Annotated in this window: 10 protein-coding genes and 1 other RNA gene; 1 reads left to right on the top strand and 10 read right to left on the bottom strand. The window is 40.0% G+C overall.

Going from position 1 to position 6,324, the window contains the following annotated elements; translation table 11 throughout:
• Positions 1 to 96, top strand: a transfer-messenger RNA (tmRNA) gene (gene ssrA / locus M3M35_RS07345); the annotation flags it as partial.
• Between the two features lie 314 nt (positions 97 to 410).
• On the opposite strand, the gene M3M35_RS07340 is transcribed toward ssrA, so the two are convergent.
• The 10 genes from M3M35_RS07340 to M3M35_RS07295 are packed head-to-tail and all read right to left on the bottom strand — an operon-like array spanning position 411 to position 6,321.
• The gene (locus M3M35_RS07340; protein ID WP_252749991.1) at positions 411 to 1,298 is read right to left on the bottom strand and encodes a GH25 family lysozyme; all 888 of its coding nucleotides are present in this window, start codon (positions 1,296 to 1,298) and stop codon (positions 411 to 413) included.
• Entirely contained in the window at positions 1,298 to 1,765 is a 468-nt protein-coding gene (locus tag M3M35_RS07335; RefSeq protein WP_252749990.1) for a phage holin, LLH family, read from the bottom strand. Before M3M35_RS07335 ends, M3M35_RS07340 begins: the two co-directional genes overlap by 1 nt.
• Positions 1,758 to 2,045 carry a hypothetical protein gene (locus tag M3M35_RS07330; RefSeq protein WP_252749989.1) on the bottom strand — a complete coding sequence of 96 codons (288 nt, stop codon included), beginning with the start codon at positions 2,043 to 2,045 and terminating at the stop codon, positions 1,758 to 1,760. Before M3M35_RS07330 ends, M3M35_RS07335 begins: the two co-directional genes overlap by 8 nt.
• A gap of 44 nt (positions 2,046 to 2,089) precedes the next feature.
• Entirely contained in the window at positions 2,090 to 2,647 is a 558-nt protein-coding gene (locus M3M35_RS07325; RefSeq protein ID WP_252749988.1) for a hypothetical protein, read from the bottom strand.
• Positions 2,634 to 2,813: an XkdX family protein gene (locus M3M35_RS07320; protein ID WP_252749987.1), complete on the bottom strand. Its 180-nt coding sequence runs from the start codon at positions 2,811 to 2,813 to the stop codon at positions 2,634 to 2,636. The genes M3M35_RS07325 and M3M35_RS07320 overlap by 14 nt, the downstream gene beginning before the upstream one ends.
• Positions 2,813 to 3,211 carry a hypothetical protein gene (locus M3M35_RS07315; protein WP_252749986.1) on the bottom strand — a complete coding sequence of 133 codons (399 nt, stop codon included), beginning with the start codon at positions 3,209 to 3,211 and terminating at the stop codon, positions 2,813 to 2,815. The genes M3M35_RS07320 and M3M35_RS07315 overlap by 1 nt, the downstream gene beginning before the upstream one ends.
• A gap of 16 nt (positions 3,212 to 3,227) precedes the next feature.
• Entirely contained in the window at positions 3,228 to 3,761 is a 534-nt protein-coding gene (locus M3M35_RS07310) for a hypothetical protein (RefSeq protein ID WP_252749985.1), read from the bottom strand.
• Positions 3,762 to 3,775: 14 nt separating this feature from the next.
• On the bottom strand, positions 3,776 to 4,297 hold the full coding sequence (locus tag M3M35_RS07305; protein ID WP_252749984.1) for a hypothetical protein: 522 nt from the start codon (positions 4,295 to 4,297) through the stop codon (positions 3,776 to 3,778).
• A gap of 24 nt (positions 4,298 to 4,321) precedes the next feature.
• Positions 4,322 to 5,434: a phage tail protein gene (locus M3M35_RS07300; protein WP_252749983.1), complete on the bottom strand. Its 1,113-nt coding sequence runs from the start codon at positions 5,432 to 5,434 to the stop codon at positions 4,322 to 4,324.
• Positions 5,434 to 6,321, bottom strand: a complete 888-nt coding sequence (locus M3M35_RS07295) for a family 43 glycosylhydrolase (RefSeq protein ID WP_252749982.1) — start codon at positions 6,319 to 6,321, stop codon at positions 5,434 to 5,436. Before M3M35_RS07295 ends, M3M35_RS07300 begins: the two co-directional genes overlap by 1 nt.
• Positions 6,322 to 6,324: the final 3 nt, after the last annotated feature.

The following is a 6,324-nucleotide window of genomic DNA, read 5'->3' as shown; positions in this document are numbered from 1 at the left end:
GCGATGAAAAGTGAAATTTAAATAATCAACCTATGAGTGTAGATGTTCAAGTGGCGACATATTCGGACGCGGGTTCAAATCCCGCCGACTCCATTAAGTATTTTCATTTAGTGCCATACAGTCTCAAAACACTGCTATAAAGGCATTTTACATTTTCTACATTTCCATTAAGTTGCATGCTTTGATAAAAAAAGTCGGCAAAAAGTCGGCAAAAACAAAGCAAATTAAAAGGAGGATGACATTAGTCATTCTCCTTTTTCTATTTCTGCTGTTCTGTAGCATTCTCTACATTTGCGTTTCAAATTGCATTTCAAACGAAACAAAAAAAGACCCGGCCACCAATTAGGTAGTCGGGTCTTTCATAAGTAAGTAGTAGTAACGATGCCGCGTTACCGATTCAATTGTATCATTTAGTTAAATGTACCCCAAGCTGGGCCACCTTGTTCACGGCAGACGCAGAATCGATCTTGTCCGCTAGCGTTTTTGTATGCAATCCAAACAAAACCTTCATTTAGCACATAACCGTAATAGACAATCCCATCGCCTGATTCCAGTTGTCCAGTAACCGGCGCTGATGTTGTAGGTGCCATCCGGACGTTGATTGTCTGGTTAGCAATGAAGCCCCCGTTCTCTGGTGTAATTGCATAATCTGTCTGTGGTACTGGTTGTGGTTGAACAGTATCCTCAGTAGATGGAATTGGTGTGCCAGTTAGATTTCCGAAGAAGTCATAGGAACAATCTACATTAAAGAAATTGTCAGTAAATTGCCAAACGGAAGTGTTATCAACACCCGGTTGGCTAACTCCGTAATTGGCAACCCAAAGGAATTTACAGTGTAAAGCGTCGAAGTTGATTCGTCCACTCGTGAACCAACTTGCCATCGAATAAACACCTACATTACGAACGCCGGCATTGAAAACGGCATCCGTCCAAGTATTAACATCATCCGTGGCTGGATTTGGATTGTTTGAATTATCCTCTTCATCCAGGAAAGCAAAATCATTGCTCGGGTCAAAACCGAGGTCCCGGAATTCTTCCATGAAGTTATCAACTTCGGTCAGCATGTCATCGTGTCCGTATGCGTAGGAATAATGATAAGCATGGACCCGAAGTCCAACTGCTCGTGCATTGGCTACTTGTTCTGCTCGTTTAGGGTTCTTGGAATATGGATGCCCTTTTGAGCCAGCGGTTAACTGAACGATTACCGATTGGACGCCCTGGTCTTTCAAGCTTTGGAAAAAATCGACAGAACTATCTTGAAACTTAGCTACATCTACTACTAAAGGAAAATCAGCCATTAGTTTTTGCCTCCTTGTTTTTGTTCAATCTGATATTTAAATTTTGGATCCATGTTGGGTAAATTAGCAGAACCGCTCTGAACGATTCCGGTTTTCAATCCCGAATCCTGGTCAACGTTGTGGTTGTCTTGCTTGATATCAATAACGCTCCCGTTTTTCAAAAATTGGTAAGCGTATTCGATAGTAGCTGCGGTACGTTCTTTGTTCAATTTAACTTTATGATCTGCCGCCCATTGTACTAATTGTTTTTCAGCTAGCATCCGTTTCTGGTCATTATCAAGGCCCGTCTGCTTAGCTGCAAACGTGCAAGCTACTTTGGCCGCATTGAAAATGTTTGTAGCCTTTTGGTCCAGATGTTTGGCCTTAATGAACGGTGAAATAATCTTAATAATAATTCCCCCGAAAACAACCAATACGGTCGGATCCAATAAATCTGCTAAATCAATGTACTGCAAAATATTACTCATTTTTATCCTCCAAATCTTCCTGCTTTTCCTTGATGTTGTTAATCGACAGCTGATGAGCTTGCAACTGCATCTCATGATCGTGCAACTCTTGCTGAATTTCCTTGTTTTGTCGTTCATTGGTGTCTGACAATCGGTCAACTGTTGACGATAGATTGTGGATGGCATCTTTTAACGGATCCACAACAATTTTGTTGAATGCCCAGCTAAAAACGGTAGCAGCTCCACCAATGATTCCGACAATTGAGGCAAGGTCCTCAAGCGATAAACCGAAAATCTGCATGACTTCACCTCCTTTCAAAATAAAAAAGCTACTAAAATTAGTAGCTAGTATGCTTTGTAGGCCCAAAGTGCCCATCGAGCATTAGGTTTATTTTGAACGGAGCGTGCATATTCATACCACTGAAGGTCAAAGCTAATCCATTTCTGGTAAATGATTGTATCGCTCGGAATCACAATAAGAGCTCCAGTTTTGTTGATGGTGTCATAAGGTGGCAAGTTAGAAAGCGTTTCATACATGGTTTTAACGTAAATTCCAAACTTGGTTAGATCATTAGCATCTGTTTTATCTTTAACTTTTTGAACCCCAAAATTCTTGATTTTTTGAGAAATTACGTCTGCATATTGTTTGGCCGATGTTTTTGCATCATCAACGTATGCCTTGGTGGCAAAATTTGTTAAGTCACTTTTAGTCAACAGATTGGAAGCATTTCCGTTAGCATCTTTACCGGTGAATCTTTCAAGCGTTTTGTCTACGTTATCCATCCATTTTTTCAATCCAATTACTGCTTCAGGCGTTGTCTGTGGCATCACCTGGTGTTGTTGATTGGTGCCATCATCTTGACCAGACGTTAAAGCAACAATGTCAAAATTACTCATCTTCATTCATCTCGCTCATAAATTTGTCGTATGATTTCCCAGTAATGAATTTAAAATCAGCTTTAGTAATTGATCCGTCCTTAACATGAGCAGCAATTTCCTGGTCAGTGTAAAGGCCCCAATCATAGATTACTTTCAACTGATCACGTAACGTTTTAATTTCCATAACCATTATTTCTCACCTTCTTTATCGTCTTCCTGTTCAGATTGAGAACGTTGATTTTTCAATTCTGCTTTTAGGTCTTTCACTTCAGAAACCAAATTCATAACCGTTTCCATCAGAAATTTAGTCGTTCCTTGAACTTGGTCGAAATTTGTTGAAAAATCTTTATCGTTACTCTTCAAAGTTTCCAATTTTTCCTGCATAATCTTTTGCTCCAACGACAAAACATTAATTGGAAAAGCGACCGAAATTGGTTCACCGTTTTGCCACTGAAAATAACTTAAATGCTCATTATCAAAAAAAGGTGCGTATTTGTCGTTAACTTCAACGGCGGTCGACTTATCAAAAGGCGTTTTGGAAACATTGCTCATCCGCCCATAATCGTCAATTTTTACATAAAATTCCATTTAAATTTCTCCTTCTCTAAATCGTCATGATAATCGCACTAACATCCAACTTGGTTCGCTGCGAAAAGTCGTTACTTGGATCCGTGTTGTCGTTCCGGAAGAATCCGTCAAATGAAATGGTTCCCCAAAGTTCCCGGAACAAAATTTCGTTAAAAGAAAATCCCCTGCTGCTAATTGGTCCAGGAGATCTTACGATTATTTGCTGCACGTGATTGGAATTAGTCTTTAATTCCTCTGGTAAATAGAATAAAACCACTTCCGGAGTTCCCCATTTATGGAAGTTATCAGTGAACAATTCTTTATCACATTCAAATGTTCCGGAGAAAACGTAAACGGCAAAGTCCTTTAGTTTGATTACCCGGCTCGAAAAGTTTTCTACTTGGTAAACATTTTTCCCAAGTTTAGGAATTTGAGTGTTCATTTGGCCGATGTTCACGTCATCCGACGTTAGCAAATCATCAGGAATCCCCTCAATCATGTCCCAACTTGTTTTTGGCAAAATTACTTCGCCAGTTTTTTTGTTGCGAAGTTCTTTCTTTGCTGACCCCATAAAGTCCTCCTTTTTTAATCATCAAGTTCAATATCTTTAGCTTGAATTGTTTCGATTCCAACCGGCATTCCTGGATCATTTTCATCATGTCCAACATCAACAAATTCAATTTCGGAATCTGGATCGTCAATGTTTTCAATCCATAAAGTGGTTTTGTCGAACTCTGACGTCCCGACTTTAATGTCAGAAGTAACAGATGACAATTCCATCTGATTAATTCGTGTTCCCAAATCTTTATAAACGTTTCCCTCAACGTCAACTCTGGCTTTTTTAACTTCACCATCAATGGTTCGGCCGGCCACAACTTCGGTTAGTTGGTTTTCAACGGTTTCAATTTTGCTATTAACTCTCGCAACGGCTGCATTAAGCAGTGTCATTTGGCTTGCTACGCTTTCAAATCCACGTGCAATGTATTCCCGCACATCGATTCCATAAGCTCCGTGTCTAACTCCATCGACAATTGTTGCCAACGGGATCCACATGTAACTGAGATCGTTGGTATCTTCCGTTTTGATGTGGTTAAAATCATAATTCATAAAAACACCTCCTCAATTTAAATGCTATTTAAAATCTTTCATCATTTTTCTATTTAATTTGCCTAAATCTAGATAGGATTTAGACCGCAGTGAATTGTTGTAGTCAAAAATGGTCCTAGCATTATCATTAAGGGTCACCTGATTAACTTGTGAATCATCCCAGGGGTAGAACGTAAAGCTAACTGTTTCAACGTCGAGATTGATGTTATTTTCGGGAATCTGGCATCTTACAATGTCGCAGGGAACCGGTTGACGGTGATCCCTCGTAGTTACCTCAACGACTAAATTTGGATGAGGATTCAAACTGCTAATTGCGTATTGACGCATTGAATTTGGGTCCGTAAAACGATCATCGCTAATAACCGCAGCTTCGTGAGGATGACCATGCGTCCATTGCTGAATACTGTCATCTAGTGTGACCAGAAATGGTTCAAAAAAATATTCTGTCGGTGCATTGTCCGGAGCCCCATCCGGTTTATCTTTCGCCTTGCCAATGCACCAAACCTGGTTAGTAACATTCGTGCTATCAAAACTAAATTTGAATTCAGCAGCGTTGTACATGTAGCCAAGCCGATTACCATGATTTTTCGCAAATTCATCGTGCTGATAAATGACGATATGCCGGTTATCAGGATAGATAATCGCATCTGGCCACTTTTCAACAATCTTTTTCAATGCGTCCTGGCCATTAATGTTCCCCAAATTTTCAATTTGTTGACCATCAAAATTTCCTCTAACGTCCCAGGTAAATCCATTGGAATTGCCATCGAAGACAAAACTCATGATGTCGGCCGGCCGATAAGTTAACACTCCTGGTCTAACATCCCGCTTAACTAGATATTGGCATTCAGAAAAAACATGAGTGGCCACCACAGTTTTAGTGTTAAAACCGGATGAATAATCGATGGCCAGTTGTTTAATGATGAATTCTTGGCCCTGATACCAAATGCTAGCTTGGTCGGTTAGTAAGTCATAAGCAGTGGACCCATCTTCCATTGCGACGAATTGAAGTTGCCACACCCCATTCTTTTCCCACTGAATATAAAAAGAGCTGCGTTGAACGCAACTCTGTGACAGTTTGGCCTTTAAATTATTTTCTAAGTAATTTCCTTGCACAATTAATCTGGTATCAGTCATTAACTCACCTTCGTTCCTAACGATGAATTGCTAACAACGTCTGGAAAATAATCCTGTAAAACTGGTGGTTGCCCTCGATAAAGGAAACTACCGTGACGCATTTGTGTTTGACCTGCGTCACAAATTAGTTCTTGTTCATCAGACCATTTTGTCAAACCATCTACTGAACGCCGGACTACATAAGATTGGTTCCACCCTTTGCTAGGATCCGTGTGTAATTTATCCGTAAATAACAACGGCCGGTCATTTGTCATTAAAACTTGGGGGCCTTCTTCATACCCGATTTTACCGTTAAATGTTTCTGGCAAATTAGTGTTGCAGTGAGTATAAGGACCCCAATAATGATCGGATACATAAACATGGCCATGAGACATAAAACAGTAGTATTTTCCCTGGAAATATTGAATCGAAGCATCGATGTCGTTACCACAATCAATTGCAACTCGCTGCCATTGATTGGTAAACACACCCTTGTCTAAATCTAAATCGAAAATGAACACCATCCGATGCCCTTCGCCCATATCGGCATGTTTACGGGTAGCTGTTAACACAACGTGATAACCTCCAAATTTATCCTGAAATAAATCCGGAGCCCATTTAGAATCTAGATTGTTGTTGTAAAAAGGCGCAGCTAATTGCTCGAAGTGAGAAAAATCTTTAGTTCGATAAATGGCCAAAGTACCAACAATATAAAACGAATCTTTGTACCTGGTAACGCTATGATCACGTAATCCACCTAGTTGCGGTAGTTTAGCAACTGTCCGCCAATTTAAGCCATCATCGCTGATACAGATGATGCTAGTAGCTCCCCAAGAGCCTTTGCCCCATGCTGGCTCAAATCCAATGAAAGTATAGGTGGAGTTATCAATTTTTTTAGCAATATCCATAAT

Source organism: Fructilactobacillus myrtifloralis, from assembly GCF_024029335.1.
Lineage (GTDB): Bacteria > Bacillota > Bacilli > Lactobacillales > Lactobacillaceae > Fructilactobacillus > Fructilactobacillus myrtifloralis.
This window is presented reverse-complemented; position numbering and strand designations above follow the sequence as displayed.

Excerpts from the sequence above, each read along its gene's own strand:
- M3M35_RS07310 (WP_252749985.1), bottom strand. The coding sequence starts at position 3,761 with ATGGGGTCAGCAAAGAAAGAACTTCGCAACAAAAAAACTGGCGAAGTA.
- M3M35_RS07325 (WP_252749988.1), bottom strand. The coding sequence starts at position 2,647 with ATGAAGATGAGTAATTTTGACATTGTTGCTTTAACGTCTGGTCAAGAT.
- M3M35_RS07315 (WP_252749986.1), bottom strand. The coding sequence starts at position 3,211 with ATGGAATTTTATGTAAAAATTGACGATTATGGGCGGATGAGCAATGTT.
- M3M35_RS07330 (WP_252749989.1), bottom strand. The coding sequence starts at position 2,045 with ATGCAGATTTTCGGTTTATCGCTTGAGGACCTTGCCTCAATTGTCGGA.
- M3M35_RS07295 (WP_252749982.1), bottom strand. The coding sequence starts at position 6,321 with ATGGATATTGCTAAAAAAATTGATAACTCCACCTATACTTTCATTGGA.
- M3M35_RS07320 (WP_252749987.1), bottom strand. The coding sequence starts at position 2,813 with ATGGTTATGGAAATTAAAACGTTACGTGATCAGTTGAAAGTAATCTAT.
- M3M35_RS07305 (WP_252749984.1), bottom strand. The coding sequence starts at position 4,297 with ATGAATTATGATTTTAACCACATCAAAACGGAAGATACCAACGATCTC.
- M3M35_RS07335 (WP_252749990.1), bottom strand. The coding sequence starts at position 1,765 with ATGAGTAATATTTTGCAGTACATTGATTTAGCAGATTTATTGGATCCG.
- M3M35_RS07340 (WP_252749991.1), bottom strand. The coding sequence starts at position 1,298 with ATGGCTGATTTTCCTTTAGTAGTAGATGTAGCTAAGTTTCAAGATAGT.
- M3M35_RS07300 (WP_252749983.1), bottom strand. The coding sequence starts at position 5,434 with ATGACTGATACCAGATTAATTGTGCAAGGAAATTACTTAGAAAATAAT.